Below are 13,920 nucleotides of genomic sequence, written 5' to 3' on the forward strand. Positions count from 1 at the left end.
GGTATATGATCGAATGGCCGGATGGAGCAGGACCGGCCGAGACCCGAACTGATCATCTTCGATTGCGACGGCGTGCTCGTCGACAGCGAGCTATTGAGCTGCCGGTGCCTGTCCGAGGTGCTGGCCGAGTTCGATATCGCGCTCAGCCAGCAGCAGGCGCTCGAGCTGTTTCTCGGCCGCAGCACCAAGGCGATCGAGCAGCATTATCGTAGTCTGGGACAGATCGTGCCGGAGAGCTTTCTGCCGCGCCTGAAGTCGCAAGTGCTGTCGACTTTTGCAGCTTGTCTTCAGCCGATCCCCGGCATTGCCGGCGTGATGTCCGACTTGTCGGTGCCGTTTTGCGTCGCCTCGTCCAGCGATTTCGACCGCGTCGCGCTCTCCCTCGATGTCACCGGCCTGCGGGCGTATTTCGGCGAGCGGATCTACACCGCGCAAATGGTCAGGCACGGCAAGCCGGCGCCGGATCTCTTCCTGCTAGCGGCGGAGAAGATGGGAGTGCGGCCTGCGCGCACGCTGGTGATCGAGGACAGCGTCAGCGGCGTTGCCGCAGGCAAGGCGGCCGGCATGACGGTCTGGGGATTTGTCGGCGGCAGCCATTACCGCGGCCGTGACGGGCAGGCTATATTGTCCGGCGCGGGGGCCGACCGGGTCTTCGCGCGCATGGGCGATTTCTGGGAGGCGTGAGGGCCGCATGGCCGCCGACAACGACAAGTCGCGACTCGACGACGCCGCGCGCGCCGGCTGGCTTTATTTCATCGCCGGTCACACCCAGGACGAGATCGCAAAGATGCTGCAGGTCTCGCGGGCCTCGGCGCAGCGGCTGGTCTCGCTGTGCCTTGCGGAGCGCCTCATCACCTTCCGGCTCGAGCATCCCATCGCCGCCTGCATGGAGCTTGCCGCGCGTCTGAAGCAGCGGTTCGACCTCGTCCATTGCGAGGTGGTGCCGGCCGATCCGGCTGCTCCCCAGGCCACCGCAGGCATCGCGGAGCGCTGCGCCAATCTGCTCGATGCGGCGCTGCGGTCGGAGACGCCCGTGATCGTGGCGCTCGGCACCGGCCGTGCCGTGCGCGCCGCGGTCGAGCGCGTCACGCCGATCGACCGGCCCAATCACCAGATCGTCTCGTTGGTCGGCAACATCTCCGCCGACGGTTCGGCGAGCTTCTACGACACCGTCGGCCGGCTCGCGGACCGCACCGGAGCGCGACACTATCCGATGCCGCTGCCGTTCCTGATGTCGTCGGAGGACGAGCGCAACAAGATGGTCCGCATCGAGCCGATCGCCAAGGTGAAGGCTGTCGCGGCCAAGGCGGATTTGCGCCTCGTCGGCATCGGCCAGATGGACCAGAAGGCGCAGGTTCACGTCGACGGCTTCGTCACACGCGACGAACTGTTCGAGATGATGCGGCTCGGCGCCATCGGCGAGATCACCGGCTGGGCCTATGATTCCAGGGGACGGCTGCTCAAGGCCGGCACCAACAAGCGCCTCACCAGCATCCCGCCGGAAGTGCCGGCGAAGACCACGACGATCGGTGCCGCGGTGGGCGCAGCCAAGGTCGCAGCCATCGCGGCCGCCCTGAACGGGGGGCTGATCAACGGCCTGATCACCGACGAGACGACGGCACGTGCTATTCTGGAGCGATAGGCCGGCGGGCTAGCGTCTCGCGCCGCTGTCATCGTCCGCGGAGGCGGACGATTCAGTACGCCGCGGCCTCTCTGAGGACAAACCAACTCACGGCACGGAGTACTGGATGCCCCGCCTTCGCGAGGCATGACACCAAGGTTTGGGTCGGCCGCTCCCGCACCGCAGCACTCATAAGTTGCAGGAACGCCGGCGCGCCTGCTTGACAATCCTTCTTGGTTGAGTTGAACATACGCCCAACGCGTGGGCATATGCTCAAACGCGATTGAGGGGAGGTCACCGTGAAGCTCGTCCTGGGCGCCGTCTGCGGCGCATCTGCACTTTTGCTGGCCGTCCCCGCGATGGCCGAAACGACCCTGACGATCGCCACCGTCAACAACGGCGACATGATCCGCATGCAGGGGCTGACGAGCGAGTTCACCAAGAAGAACCCCGACATCACGGTGAAATGGGTGACGCTGGAGGAGAACGTGCTGCGCCAGCGCGTCACCACCGACATCGCCACCAAGGGCGGTCAATTCGACGTGCTCACCATCGGCACCTACGAGGTGCCGATCTGGGCCAAGAAGGGCTGGCTGGTGCCGCTCGCCAATCTCGGCGGCGACTACGACGTCGCCGACCTCCTGCCCAAGATCAAGGATGCGGTCTCCGTCGACGGCAAGCTCTACGCCGCGCCGTTCTATGGCGAGAGCTCAATGGTGATGTATCGCACCGATCTGTTCGAGAAGGCCGGCCTGAAGATGCCGGAAAAGCCGACCTGGGATTTCGTGGTCGATGCCGCCAAGAAGCTCACCGACAAGGGTGCAGGCACCTACGGCATCTGCCTCCGCGGCAAGGCCGGCTGGGGCGAGAACATGGCGTTTCTTTCGGCCATGGCCAATTCCTACGGAGCGCGCTGGTTCGACGAGAAGTGGCAGCCCCAGTTCAACACGCCGGAATGGAAGGCGACGCTGACGACCTACGTCAATCTCATGAAGGACGCCGGCCCGCCCGGCGCGAGCTCCAACGGCTTCAACGAGAATCTGGCGCTGTTCAACGCCGGCAAGTGCGCGATGTGGATCGACGCCACCGTCGCGGCATCCTTCGTCACCAATCCGAAGGACTCCAAGGTCGCGGACAAGGTCGGTTTCGCGCTGGCTCCCAACACTGGCCTCGGCAAGAACGCCAACTGGCTGTGGGCCTGGAATCTCGCGATCCCCGCCGGCTCCAAGAAGACGGAGGCTGCCGAGAAGTTCATCGCCTGGGCGACCAGCAAGGACTACACCAAGCTCGTCGCCTCGAAGGACGGCTGGGCCAACGTGCCGCCGGGCACACGCACCTCGCTCTACCAGAACCCCGACTATCTGAAGGTCGCCCCGTTCGCCAAGCTGACGCTGGCCTCGATTGACGCGGCCGATCCGAACAAGCCGACGGTGAAGCCGGTGCCTTATGTCGGGGTGCAATACGCCGCGATTCCCGAATTCCAGGGCATCGGCACCCAGGTCGGCCAGCAATTCTCCGCCGCGCTGGCGGGCTCGATGACGGTCGATGCCGCGCTGACTGCGGCGCAATCGGCGACCGAGCGCGAGATGAAGCGCGCCGGCTACATCAAGTGAACCCGAGCTCGACCTCCTGAGCTCAGACTTGCGGCCATCCGCCGATCCCGGATGGATGGCCGCCTTCTTTCCAAGGTTTCATTCCGACGCGTTTTCTTCCCGCGAACCGGTCTCAACTTCGCTCGAAAACGCTCTGAAGGAGAAGTCAGGCATGGCAACCCGGCAGACGCAGCTCCTTGCGCGCTCGCTCCTGACGCCTGCGGTCGGGCTGCTCTTCATCTGGATGATCGTTCCGCTCGCGCTGACGATCTACTTCTCGACCCTGCATTACAGCCTGCTCGATCCCGGCTCCGAGTCGTTCGTGGGCCTCGAGAACTTCCGCTACTTCCTCACCGATCCCGCCTTCCTGGCCTCGCTTCGAAACACGCTGGTGCTGGTCGGCTCCGTGCTCGCGCTGACGATCCTGCTCGGCATTCCGCTCGCGCTGCTGATGGACCAGCCGGTGATCGGGCGCAATGTCGTGCGGCTGATGGTGATCGCGCCGTTCTTCGTGATGCCGACGGTCAGCGCGCTGGTCTGGAAGAACCTGTTGATGCATCCGGTGTCCGGCCTGTTCGCCTGGCTCGCCTCGTTGTTCGGGTTGACGCCGATCGACTGGTTCAACGACGTGCCGCTGTTTGCCGTGATCCTGATCGTGACCTGGCAATGGCTGCCGTTCGCGACGCTGATCCTGCTCACCGCGCTGCAATCGCTCGACGAAGAGCAGAAGGAGGCTGCCGAAATGGACGGCGCCCCCGCGGTATCGACCTTCATCTACATCACGCTGCCGCATCTGGCGCGTCCCATCACGGTGGTGATCCTGATCGAGACCATCTTCCTGCTGACGGTGTTTGCCGAGATTTTCGTCACCACCGGGGGAGGGCCGGGCCTGCAAACCACCAACATCGCCTTCCTGATCTATTCGCAGGCGCTGATCCAGTTCGACGTCGGCACCGCCTCGGCGGGCGGCCTCGTCGCCGTGGTGATCGCCAACGTCGTCGCCTTCTTCCTCGTCCGCATCGTCGGCCGCAATCTGGAGGCTTGAAGCATGGCGCGGATGGCGACGACGCGGCGGGTGGTGGTCTCGACGATCGGAGCGTGGTTCTTCGGCTTCCTGATCTTCTTCCCGATCCTGTGGATGATGCTGACGAGCTTCAAGACCGAGCTCGAGGCATTTGCCATTCCACCGTCCTTCCTGTTCTTCCACTGGACCACGGAAAACTATGCTACCGTCCAGGAGCGGAGCGACTATTTTCACCACGCGATGAACTCGATCGTCATCGCCGGCGGCTCGACGCTCATCGCTCTCTTGATCGCCATTCCCGCGGCCTGGTCGATGGCGTTCTCGCCGACCAAGCGCACCAAGGACATCCTACTCTGGATGCTCTCGACCAAGATGATGCCGCCGGTCGGCGTCTTGGTGCCGATCTACCTGATCTACAAGTCGTTCGGTCTGCTGGATTCCCGCATTGGCCTCGTCTTCATCCTGTGCCTCGGCAATCTGCCGATCGTCATCTGGATGCTCTTCACCTATTTCAAGGAGATCCCGCGCGACATTCTCGAAGCCGCGCGCATGGACGGCGCCACCATCGGCCGCGAGCTGGTCTACGTGCTGACGCCGATGGCGATCCCGGGGCTGGCGTCCACGATGCTGCTGAACCTGATCCTCGCCTGGAACGAGGCGTTCTGGACGCTCAATTTGTCGACCTCGAACGCGGCGCCGCTGACCACGTTCATCGCCTCCTATTCGAGCCCGGAAGGGCTGTTCTGGGCAAAGCTGTCGGCGGCCTCGACGATGGCGATCGCGCCTATTCTCGTCCTCGGTTGGTTCAGCCAGAAGCAGCTCGTGCGCGGGCTCACCTTCGGCGCGGTGAAGTAGAGGGGCTGCCGGATCATGGGTCAGATCACACTTCAAGGCGTGCAGAAATCGTTCGGCCCCGTGCACATCATCAAGGGCGCCGACCTCGACATCGCCGACGGCTCCTTCGTGGTCTTCGTCGGCCCGTCCGGCTGCGGCAAGACAACCTTGCTGCGGTTGATTGCCGGGCTCGAAGACGTCTCCGGCGGCAGGATCCTGATCGACGGCAAGAACGTCGTCGACACGCCGCCCGCCAAGCGCGGGCTGTCGATGGTGTTTCAGTCCTACGCGCTCTATCCGCATATGAGCGTGCGCGGCAATATCGGCTTCGGCCTGAAGATGGCCGGCCTTGCCAAGGACGAGATCAACCGCAAGGTCGAGGCCGCCGCCGCGACGCTGAACCTCACGGCCTATCTCGACCGCAAGCCGCGCGAGCTCTCCGGCGGCCAGCGCCAGCGCGTCGCGATCGGCCGCGCCATCGTGCGCGAGCCCAAGGCCTTCCTGTTCGACGAGCCCCTCTCCAACCTCGATGCCGCGCTGCGCGTGCAGATGCGCATCGAGGTGACCAGGCTGCAGAAGCAGCTCGGCACCACCGCGATCTACGTCACGCATGACCAGGTCGAGGCCATGACCATGGCCGACAAGATCGTCGTGCTCAACGGCGGCAAGATCGAGCAATATGGCTCGCCGCTGGAGCTCTACGAGCGGCCGGCCAATCTCTTCGTTGCCGGCTTCATCGGCTCGCCCAGGATGAATTTCGTCACCGGCGAGCTCGCTGCGCAGCAGGGCGCGACCACGATCGGCGTACGGCCGGAGCACCTCAAGATCGAGCGCGACGGCGCCGGCGGCTGGCTGGGCACGATCGCGGTCGCCGAGCATCTCGGCAGCGACACCTTTCTTTATGTCGATGCCGGTGCGCTCGGCATGCTGACGGCGCGCCACGTCGGGGAATTGAGCCTGCACGCCGGCGACCGCGTCTCGCTGTTGCCGGACCCTGCGCGCATCCACCGCTTCGACGAGGCCGGCAACGCGCTTCGACGCTGACAAGAAACGTCAAGACAACGGAAACACCGCCATGTACCTGGAAAAATTCAAGCTGGACGGCAAGACCGCGTTCATCACCGGCGGCGGGCAGGGCATCGGCCTTGGCTGCGCGGAAGCGCTGGCCGAAGCCGGCGCCAGGGTGATCATCGGCGACCGCGACGGCAGGGTCGCCGACAGCGCCAAGGCCAGCCTGAAGACAAAGGGCTTCGACATCGAGACCGCAATCATGGACGTGACCGATACCAGGCGGGTGGCGGAAGTCGCGAACGACCTCGTCGCCCGCCACGGCAAGGTCGATATTCTCGTCAACAATGCCGGCATCGCCCGCAGCGAAACCCCGGCCGAAACCGTCACCGACGAGCACTGGCTCAACGTCATCGATGTCAATCTCAACGGCACGTTCTGGTGCTGCCGCGAATTCGGCAAGCACATGCTGAAGGCGAAAAGCGGCGCCATCGTCAATGTCGGCTCGATGTCCGGCTTCATCGTCAACAAGCCGCAGGAGCAGTGCTTCTACAACGCCTCCAAGGCGGCGGTGCATCACCTGACCAAATCGCTGGCCGCCGAATGGGGCGCGCGCGGCATCCGCGTCAATGCGGTGGCGCCGACCTATATCGAGACGCCGCTCAACGCCTTCGTGAAGAGCAATGCCAGGATGTACGACGCCTGGATCGGTGGAACTCCGATGGCGCGGATGGGGCAGGTCGAGGAGATCGCCTCCGTCGTGCTGTTCCTCTCCTCGGAGGCGGCGAGCCTGATGACCGGCAGCATCGTGCTGGTGGATGGCGGCTACACTTGCTGGTAGGCTGACCGTCAAAAGCGACGGAAAGCGACCGGGAGCGACAATGCCGCGAGCGTATATCGGCGTCGACGTAGGGACCACCAGCGCGCGGGCGGGGGTGTTTGACGAGGCCGGAGACCTGCTTGCGACCGCGCGGCATCCGATCCGCATCTGGCACGAGGCCGGCGACATCGTCGAGCAGTCGTCTCAGGATATCTGGGAGGCCTGCACGACGTCGGTGCGAGCGGCGATGGCGCAAGCGAGCATTGCGCCCGACAGCGTCGGCGGCATCGGCTTTGACGCCACGTGTTCGCTGGTTGTCCTCGACAGACAGGGCGAGCCGCTCACCGTCAGCGCGACCGGCGAGGCGCAGCGCAATGTCATCGTCTGGATGGATCATCGTGCCATTGCCGAGGCACGGCTGATCAACGAGACCGAGGATGCCGTGCTTCGCTATGTCGGCGGCTCGATCTCGCCGGAGATGGAAATGCCGAAGCTGCTATGGCTGAAGCGGCACCTTCGTGGCAGCTTCGACGCAGCCGGCCACTTCTTCGACCTGGCGGACTATCTGACCTGGCGCGCGACCGGCTCGCTGCAGCGCTCAACCTGCACCGTCACCTGCAAATGGAATTATCTGGCCCATGATGGCGGCGGCTGGAGCGCGCAATTCTTCAAGCGTATCGGCCTGTCGGACTTCGTGAACGAGACATACGCCCGCATCGGCACCGAGATCGTTGCTCCCGGCACGCGGCTCGGCAGCGGTCTGACCCGCACGGCCGCGGCGGAGCTCGGCCTGGCGCCGGGCACACCGGTCGGTGCCTCGCTGATCGACGCCCATGCCGGCGGCATCGGCGCGATCGGTGGCCGCAACGGCTCGGGTGGGGACAGCGATGTCTGCGACCGGCTCGCCTACATCATGGGGACGTCGGCCTGCATCATGGCGACGACCAAGGAGCCGTGCTTCGTGCCGGGGGTGTGGGGACCCTATTACTCCGGCATGGTCCCGGACTTCTGGCTCAACGAGGGCGGTCAGTCTGCCGCGGGCGCGGCGATCGACCATCTGCTCAAGTCGCATCCGGCCCATGCCGAGGCCAGCGCGGCGGCGCGCGGCGAGGGGCTCGACCTCATCGACTTCCTCGAGCGCCGGATCATCGCACGTGCCGGCGATGCCAGCCGCGCCGCGCTGCTCGCCCGCGATATCCATGTCCTGCCTGAGTTCATCGGCAACCGCTCGCCCCACGCCGATCCGGATACGCGCGCGGTGATCGCCGGCCTCGATCTCGACACCGACATCGCCTCGATGGAGCGGCTGTTCGTCGCCGGCTTGTGCGGGCTCGCCTATGGGCTCGCCGAGGTGATCGAGGCCTTTGCCGCGCATGGCGTGCGCGCCAGCATGATGATCATGGGCGGCGGCGCCAGCCGCAGCCCGCTGGTACGGCAGATCATGGCCGATACGACGGGGCTCACTGTCGCGCTGCCGCAGACGAAGGAGCCGGTGCTGCTCGGTGCCGCGATGCTGGGGGCGGTGGCCGGCGGGGCCTATGCGTCGATCGGCGAGACGATGGCCAGGATGTCGGCGCTGGGACGGAAGAGCGAGCCGACCGCGCCCGACATGGCGGCGTTTCACACCCGCAAGCGCGAGGTCTACAAGCTGCTGCGCGAGCTCGATCGCGGCAGCCGTGCGGCGATGAGCGGCATCGCGAGAGGTTGAAGGACATGCTGATTGCCTGCGGCGATGCGCTGATCGATTTCGTGCCGACGCGAACCGCCGAGGGGCGCGAGGCGGTGATGCCGGCCGTCGGCGGCTCCTGCCTCAATGTCGCGATCGGCATGGCGCGGCTGGGCGCGCCGGCCGGCTTCGTCGGCGGCATCTCGACCGATCTGTTCGGGCGGATGATCGCAGATCATGCTACGGCCTCTCACGTCGATCTCGATCTCGCGACCCGCAGCGATCATCAGACCACGCTCGCCTTCGTCCGTATCGTGGCGGGCGAGTCGCACTACGCCTTCTACGATGCCGAGACTGCGACGCGGAACTGGACCTACCGGCGCGGGTCCATTCAGTTCGACACTGTCGAGGCCGTCCATGTCGGCTCGACCACCCTGGTCAACGATCAGGGCGCGGCCGAGACCAAGGCGCTGATCGCGGACGCGCGGGCGGCTTCGACGATCTCCTTCGATCCGAATTGCCGACCCAATCTGGTCAAGGACAAGCCGGCCTATCTCGCGCGCATGGCGGAGTTCGCGAACCAAGCCGATCTGATCAAGATGTCGGACGTCGACTTCGACTATCTCTTCGGCGAGGAGCCGCATCCGCAGCGCGCGCGCGCGCTGCTCGGGCAGGGCACCAGCCTCGTCGTCATCACCCGCGGCAATCATGGCGCGATCGCCTGGCACGCGGGAGCAGGGCAGATCGAGGTCGAAGCACCCAAGGTCGACGTCGCCGACACGATCGGCGCAGGCGACAGCTTTCAGGCGGCGCTGCTGTTTGCCCTGCATAAACAGGAACGCATTGCCCGGGAAGCATTGAAGGACATCAGTGCCGACGAGCTCCGCCGCGCGCTGTCCTTTGCTGCCAATTGCGCCGGCCTGACTTGCACCCGCCCGGGCGCCGATCCGCCCTGGAGCAAGGAGATCACTTGGAGCTGGTAGCGCGCCTCACATCCGCGCGACGGCCTTCTCGGCGCATTTGAGAAATCTGGAGATCAGCGGGCTCTGGGAATCCCGCCGCCAGCAGACGGCGATATCGAGGGAGTCGGCTGCATCGCGCAGCGGCCTGAACACGATGCCGTGTGGCGCGCCGAGCTTGGCGCAGGCCGGCACGATCGCAAAACCTTCGCCGGCGAGAACCAGGCTCATCGCCGAATGCACCGTCTCCACCCGGCTCGCGATCGGCATCACGATCTGATGCCGGCGCAGCAGGGCCGCGACGGCGGAGGAGGCCGGATCCTGCTCCGGCGGCGGCAACGCGATCAGCGGGCGGCCGTGCAACCGCTCCATCGGCACCGCACTGAGCCGTGCGAGCGGCGAGCGGATCGGCATTGCCAGCATGAATGGCTGTGCCCCGATCCGCGCCACCTGGATCTCGGGATGGTTGATGGCCGGCATGCACAGCGCGACCGTGACGCTGCGATCGAGCAGCCGGGCCTCGCGCGTCGATGCGCTGAGTTCGGCGAAGTCGAGATCGATGCCCGGAATGGATCGCCGCAGCTCCGGGATCAGAGATGGCAGCATCGCATTCGCCAGCACGAACATGTAGCCGACCGAGAGCCGTCCGCGCTTGCCGGCGGCGACCGCGCGCGCGGCTTCGGCGCCGTCGATGGCCAGCGCCAGCGCCTCGCTCGCGCGGGCCAGCAGCGCCTGGCCGGCCTCGGTCAGGTCCATGCCACGGGTGCCGCGGCGGAATAGCGGCGCGCCGATCTCGGCCTCGAGCTTGCGGATCTGGACGGAGAGCGGAGGCTGCGCCATCCGCAGCCGCTCGGCGGCCTTGCCGATGCTGCGCGCCTCGGCGACGGCGACGAAATAGCGGAGCCGGCGAAGATCCATTGGCATACCGAGAACGTATGGGTTGACGATCAAAATCGTATTGGACGGCGAGTTAACAAAACTGTCATTCTCGCTGTCAATGTCTTGTCGATGTCCTGGGACCAATTGCGGCCCGCTTCGGAGCGTGATGTGGCGATCAACGGTGATCCTTGTCTCTTGTCCGCAACCGAGTTACGCGGCCTCATTGCCGCAAAGAAGATTTCGCCGGTCGAGATCGTCCGTGCCGTGCTCGCGCGCGCCGAGGCGCTCCAACCCGAATTGAACTGCTTCATCACGCTCTGTGGCGAGGAGGCGATGGCGCAGGCGCGCGCGGCCGAGCGCAAGCTGATGGCCGGTGAGCCGCTCGGTCTGCTGCACGGCATCCCGGTTACCGTCAAGGACATCGTCAACACCAGGGGCGTCAGGACCACCTTCGGCGCCGTTCCCTACAAGGACAACGTGCCGACCGAGGACGCCGTCGCGGTGGCGCGGCTGCGCAGCGAAGGCGCGATCCTGATCGGCAAGACCACCACGCCGGAATTCGGCAGCAAGTGCCTGACGGATTCTCCGCTGTTCGGCCGGACCCGCAACGCCTGGGACGCGTGCCGCTCCTCCGGCGGCTCCAGCGGCGGCGCGGCGGTTGCGGTCGCCAGCGGCATCGCACCGCTTGCGATTGCGACCGATGGCGGCGGCTCGACGCGGATTCCCGCCGCCTGCAACGGCGTGGTGGGTCTGAAGCAGAGCAACGGCATCATCCCGCACAGCCAGGCGTTGGATGTCTTCGGCAACCAGACCTATGTCACACCCACGACGCGCACCGTCGCCGACACTGCGCTGATGATGCAGGCGATGGCGGGGGAGGACGCCTGTGATCCCTGGTCGATCGGCGTGCCCGTGCCTGACTTCATCGGCACCGCCGCCCCGCGCGGCGATCTGCGCGGGCTCAGGATCCTGTGCTGCCTGACGCCGCCGGGCCGTCCGGTGTCCGCGGAGGTCGCCGCCAATTTCAAGGCGAGCCTCGACCGACTGGCAGGGCTGGGGGCCGAGCTCGAGGAATTCTCGGGCGACGGTTTCGACATCGAGCCGATCTGGCGCGCCATCAACCACACGGTCTGGCGCACGCGCTTTGCCAAGCTTGCCGCGGAGCACAAGGACGTGCTGAGCGAGGCTTTCCTCAAGCAGCTCGCACTCGCCACCGAGGTCAGCGGCGTCGACTACCAGGAGGCGATGTTCGCGCGCACCGCACTGTTCCGCCGGGTGCAATCGTTGCTTGCGCGCGGGCACCTGCTGGCGATGCCGACCCTGACTCGGACCGCGCTGCCGATCGGCCAGGACCTGTTCGGCACCATCGAGATCGACGGTCGGCATTTCGACAGCGTCCGGCCGCATTGGTTCCCCTGGACCATGCCGTTCAACATGACCGGCCATCCCGCCATCAGCCTGCCCTCAGGCTTCGGCCGTGACGGCTTGCCGATCGGGTTGCAGCTGGTCGGCCGCTTCCGCGCGGATGCGGAGCTGCTGCGCATCTGCGCATTGTTCGAGGCCTCCGCAGGCCTTCTGTCCCGCTGGCCGGAATGACGACATGTCCCCGCAGCAAAAGGCTTGCCTCTCTCGTCCGGACATGTTGATCGTGCCGCAGCTGAGCCCTGAAGCCGAGCGCGCATGAGCGTATTTGTCCTCCGACGTCTGGTGACCTTGCTGGCGACGCTGATCGGCGCATCGCTGATCATCTTCCTGGTGCTCGACGCACTTCCCGGCAATGCCGCGCAGATGCTGATGGGCGCCGATGCCTCGCCGGACGCGGTGCGCGCGCTCACCATCAAGCTCGGTCTCGACCAGCCCCTGGCGGTTCGCTATCTGCAATGGATCAAGGGACTTCTGTCCGGCGATCTCGGCAATTCCTATGTCTACGGCACGCCGGTCGCCAGCCTGATCGGGGAGCGGCTGCTGCTGACCGTTCCGCTCGCGATCATGGCCATGGCAATCACGGTGACGCTGGCGCTCTCGGCCGGCATCTATACCGCCGCCAACCACAACAAGCTCGGCGACGTCGGCGTGATGTCGCTGACGCAAATCGGCATCGCGCTGCCCAATTTCTGGTTTGCGATCCTGCTGGTGCTGTTGTTCTCCGTGCGGCTGCAATGGCTCTCGGCGGGCGGCTTTGCCGGCTGGGAAGACGGCATCTGGCTCGGCTTCAAGTCACTGCTGCTGCCGGCGATCTCGCTCGCGGTGGTGCAGGCCGCGATTCTGGCGCGCGTCACGCGCTCCGCCGTGCTCGAGGTGCTGCGCGAGGATTTCGTCCGTACCGCGCGCGCCAAAGGGCTCGGCAAGCGCGAGGTGCTGTGGAGCCATGTGCTGCGCAACGCCATGATTCCCGTGATGACGGTGATGGGCCTGCAATTCGCCAATCTGCTGGCCGGCACCATCGTGATCGAGAACGTGTTCTACCTGCCGGGGCTCGGCCGCCTGATCTTCCAGTCGATCGCCAACCGCGACCTGATCGTGGTGCGCAATTGCGTGATGCTGCTTGCGACCATGGTCGTAATCGTCAATTTCGTGGTCGACGTGCTCTACGCCTTCATCGATCCCCGCATCAAGGTTCACGACCTGTGAGCGCGCCCATGACCATCGACGCGCCGCTCGCCACGCGGCCGCTGCCGGCCCGGACCTTCTGGCGCCGTGCGCTGCGCCACCGCAGCTTCGTCCTCGGCGGCACGTTGAGCCTTCTCGTGCTCGCCTCGGCACTCCTGTCGCTGGTTTGGACGCCGTGGTCGCCTTACGAGATCGACATCGCCTCGAAGCTGCGGCCGCCGTCGGCGGCGCATTGGCTCGGCACCGATTCCTTCGGCCGCGACATCGTCTCGCTGCTGCTCGCCGGCGCCCGCTCCACCATCATGGTCGGAATCATCGCGGTCGGCATCGGTCTCACCTTCGGCGTCACGCTCGGCCTGATCGCTTCGGCGCGGCGCGGCTGGACCGAAGAGATCATCATGCGCTTCTCCGACTTCACCTTCGCCTTTCCGGCCGTGCTGTCCGCGATCATGCTCGCCGCGGTGGCGGGGCCGGGCATGGTCACCTCGATCGTCGCCATCGGCATCTTCCAGATCCCGACGTTGACGCGGCTGACGCGGGGCTCGGCCAATGCGATCTGGGCCCGCGAATTCGTGCTGGCCGCGCGCGCCGCGGGCAAGGGGCGCTTCCGCATCACCATCGAGCACGTGCTGCCGAATATCCTGTCGATCCTGATCGTGCAGGTCACCATCCAGTTCGCGCTCGCCATTCTCGCCGAAGCGGCGCTGTCCTATCTCGGTCTCGGCACGCAGCCGCCGCAGCCGTCCTGGGGACGGATGTTGAACGATGCGCAGACCCTGCTGTTCCAATCGCCGATGCTCGCGGTCTATCCGGGTGCGGCGATCGCGATCGCGGTGCTGGGCCTCAATCTGCTCGGCGACGGCTTGCGCGACCTGCTCGATCCCAGATTGGCGCGCGAGCGATGACC

At 65.9% G+C, this 13,920-nt stretch carries 13 protein-coding genes; 12 read left to right on the plus strand and 1 reads right to left on the minus strand.

Annotation, left to right across the window (positions count from 1 at the left end; all coding sequences use genetic code 11):
• The first annotated feature begins 21 nt into the window (after nucleotides 1-21).
• From K410_RS0114350 to K410_RS0114390, 9 genes are all read left to right on the plus strand, one after another.
• Entirely contained in the window at nucleotides 22-684 is a 663-nt protein-coding gene (locus tag K410_RS0114350) for an HAD family hydrolase (RefSeq protein WP_028135523.1), read from the plus strand.
• A gap of 7 nt (nucleotides 685-691) precedes the next feature.
• Nucleotides 692-1,642, plus strand: a complete 951-nt coding sequence (locus K410_RS0114355; RefSeq protein WP_028135524.1) for a sugar-binding transcriptional regulator — start codon at nucleotides 692-694, stop codon at nucleotides 1,640-1,642.
• 338 nt (nucleotides 1,643-1,980) lie between these two features.
• Nucleotides 1,981-3,234: an ABC transporter substrate-binding protein gene (locus K410_RS0114360; protein ID WP_245269470.1), complete on the plus strand. Its 1,254-nt coding sequence runs from the start codon at nucleotides 1,981-1,983 to the stop codon at nucleotides 3,232-3,234.
• A 151-nt stretch (nucleotides 3,235-3,385) separates the two neighbouring features.
• Nucleotides 3,386-4,258, plus strand: a complete 873-nt coding sequence (locus K410_RS0114365; RefSeq protein WP_028135526.1) for a carbohydrate ABC transporter permease — start codon at nucleotides 3,386-3,388, stop codon at nucleotides 4,256-4,258.
• A gap of 3 nt (nucleotides 4,259-4,261) precedes the next feature.
• Nucleotides 4,262-5,092 (plus strand): carbohydrate ABC transporter permease, encoded by an 831-nt coding sequence (locus tag K410_RS0114370; protein ID WP_028135527.1) that lies wholly within the window; start codon nucleotides 4,262-4,264, stop codon nucleotides 5,090-5,092.
• Nucleotides 5,093-5,107: 15 nt separating this feature from the next.
• Nucleotides 5,108-6,115 carry an ABC transporter ATP-binding protein gene (locus K410_RS0114375; protein WP_028135528.1) on the plus strand — a complete coding sequence of 336 codons (1,008 nt, stop codon included), beginning with the start codon at nucleotides 5,108-5,110 and terminating at the stop codon, nucleotides 6,113-6,115.
• A gap of 31 nt (nucleotides 6,116-6,146) precedes the next feature.
• Nucleotides 6,147-6,920 (plus strand): SDR family NAD(P)-dependent oxidoreductase, encoded by a 774-nt coding sequence (locus K410_RS0114380; RefSeq protein WP_028135529.1) that lies wholly within the window; start codon nucleotides 6,147-6,149, stop codon nucleotides 6,918-6,920.
• 40 nt (nucleotides 6,921-6,960) lie between these two features.
• A complete protein-coding gene (locus tag K410_RS0114385; RefSeq protein ID WP_028135530.1) occupies nucleotides 6,961-8,607 on the plus strand; it encodes an FGGY-family carbohydrate kinase in 1,647 nt (548 codons plus the stop codon).
• Nucleotides 8,608-8,612: 5 nt separating this feature from the next.
• A complete protein-coding gene (locus tag K410_RS0114390; protein ID WP_028135531.1) occupies nucleotides 8,613-9,548 on the plus strand; it encodes a carbohydrate kinase family protein in 936 nt (311 codons plus the stop codon).
• A 6-nt stretch (nucleotides 9,549-9,554) separates the two neighbouring features.
• Here K410_RS0114390 and K410_RS0114395 read toward each other — a convergent pair whose 3' ends face one another.
• On the minus strand, nucleotides 9,555-10,442 hold the full coding sequence (locus tag K410_RS0114395; protein ID WP_028135532.1) for a LysR family transcriptional regulator: 888 nt from the start codon (nucleotides 10,440-10,442) through the stop codon (nucleotides 9,555-9,557).
• Nucleotides 10,443-10,577: 135 nt separating this feature from the next.
• On the opposite strand from K410_RS0114395, the gene K410_RS0114400 reads away from it, so the two are divergent.
• The 3 genes from K410_RS0114400 (at nucleotide 10,578) to K410_RS0114410 (ending at nucleotide 13,918) form a co-directional block, all read left to right on the plus strand.
• Nucleotides 10,578-11,999, plus strand: a complete 1,422-nt coding sequence (locus K410_RS0114400) for an amidase (RefSeq protein ID WP_028135533.1) — start codon at nucleotides 10,578-10,580, stop codon at nucleotides 11,997-11,999.
• Between the two features lie 84 nt (nucleotides 12,000-12,083).
• Nucleotides 12,084-13,034, plus strand: a complete 951-nt coding sequence (locus K410_RS0114405) for an ABC transporter permease (RefSeq protein WP_028135534.1) — start codon at nucleotides 12,084-12,086, stop codon at nucleotides 13,032-13,034.
• Nucleotides 13,031-13,918, plus strand: a complete 888-nt coding sequence (locus K410_RS0114410) for an ABC transporter permease (RefSeq protein ID WP_028135535.1) — start codon at nucleotides 13,031-13,033, stop codon at nucleotides 13,916-13,918. Before K410_RS0114405 ends, K410_RS0114410 begins: the two co-directional genes overlap by 4 nt.
• The last annotated feature ends 2 nt before the right edge of the window (nucleotides 13,919-13,920 follow it).

This window comes from Bradyrhizobium sp. 22 (genome assembly GCF_000482425.1).
GTDB lineage: Bacteria > Pseudomonadota > Alphaproteobacteria > Rhizobiales > Xanthobacteraceae > Bradyrhizobium > Bradyrhizobium japonicum_B.

Bases quoted from the DNA above. Each gene is read 5' to 3' on its own strand.
- K410_RS0114350 (WP_028135523.1), top strand. From the start codon at position 22: ATGGAGCAGGACCGGCCGAGACCCGAACTGATCATCTTCGATTGCGAC.
- K410_RS0114355 (WP_028135524.1), top strand. From the start codon at position 692: ATGGCCGCCGACAACGACAAGTCGCGACTCGACGACGCCGCGCGCGCC.
- K410_RS0114360 (WP_245269470.1), top strand. From the start codon at position 1,981: ATGGCCGAAACGACCCTGACGATCGCCACCGTCAACAACGGCGACATG.
- K410_RS0114365 (WP_028135526.1), top strand. From the start codon at position 3,386: ATGGCAACCCGGCAGACGCAGCTCCTTGCGCGCTCGCTCCTGACGCCT.
- K410_RS0114370 (WP_028135527.1), top strand. From the start codon at position 4,262: ATGGCGCGGATGGCGACGACGCGGCGGGTGGTGGTCTCGACGATCGGA.
- K410_RS0114375 (WP_028135528.1), top strand. From the start codon at position 5,108: ATGGGTCAGATCACACTTCAAGGCGTGCAGAAATCGTTCGGCCCCGTG.
- K410_RS0114380 (WP_028135529.1), top strand. From the start codon at position 6,147: ATGTACCTGGAAAAATTCAAGCTGGACGGCAAGACCGCGTTCATCACC.
- K410_RS0114385 (WP_028135530.1), top strand. From the start codon at position 6,961: ATGCCGCGAGCGTATATCGGCGTCGACGTAGGGACCACCAGCGCGCGG.
- K410_RS0114390 (WP_028135531.1), top strand. From the start codon at position 8,613: ATGCTGATTGCCTGCGGCGATGCGCTGATCGATTTCGTGCCGACGCGA.
- K410_RS0114395 (WP_028135532.1), bottom strand. From the start codon at position 10,442: ATGGATCTTCGCCGGCTCCGCTATTTCGTCGCCGTCGCCGAGGCGCGC.
- K410_RS0114405 (WP_028135534.1), top strand. From the start codon at position 12,084: ATGAGCGTATTTGTCCTCCGACGTCTGGTGACCTTGCTGGCGACGCTG.